Raw genomic sequence first — 734 nt, 5'->3', positions numbered from 1 at the left:
GGCGCCTGCCGACCAAGGTCGGGGCGCCTTTTCTGAGGGCGCCTTTTCTGGCGCTGGCACTGGTACTGCTCTGCGTAGCAGGGTGCGGGAACCCTATCCTGCGGGATGCCTGGATTACTGAATCGAAACCGGAGGCCGGGGGGCCTGCGGTGGATGCGGACACCGCCGCCCTTACCGCCGCCATCACCGCCGCGGAAACCCTGATCGCCGGCACGGCAAGCGGGGAGGACGCGGCGGAAGTTCCCCTGGGGGTCTCCTACGTGACGGCGGCGGAAAAGGCGGCGTACCAGGCGGCCATTGACGCTGCTCGGGCGGCGCGGGATGACGGGGCGGCGACGGCGGCGCAGATTAACCAGGCGGCGCTGGACCTTGCGGCGGCGAGCGGCGTGTTTACTGCCGCTGCCGCCGCCAAGACCGGGACCAAACCCGGCCCGGCTCCCATCCTGGGGGTGACGGCGCTCAGCTTTGACGGGGCGGTCTATGGCGATGCGCAGCCTGAGGCGAAGCCTATTACGATTACCAATAGCGGGACGGCGGATACGGCTATCAGCGCGGTTACCCTAAGCGGCGACGGGAAGGACGCCTTTACGCTGGGCGGTTCCGGGGATGCGGTGGCTGCGGGGAGCAGCATTGCTACGCGGACCGTACAGCCTGTGGCGGGCCTTGCGGTGGGGAGTTATACCGCTACCATTACGGTCAGCTATGACGGCGGGGCAGCGGCCACCGCAACCCTG

1 protein-coding gene is annotated in these 734 nt (G+C 68.7%); it reads left to right on the top strand.

All coding sequences use genetic code 11. The features are described from left to right. Positions 1 to 734 (top strand): hypothetical protein (locus tag TPRIMZ1_RS19195; protein ID WP_010261659.1); only part of this gene is annotated, 734 nt, incomplete at both ends.

This window comes from Treponema primitia ZAS-1, from assembly GCF_000297095.1.
Classification (GTDB): Bacteria; Spirochaetota; Spirochaetia; order Treponematales; family Breznakiellaceae; genus Termitinema; species Termitinema primitia_A.
The sequence above is the reverse complement of the archived record's forward strand: the minus strand, read 5'-3'. Positions and strand labels throughout refer to the sequence as shown.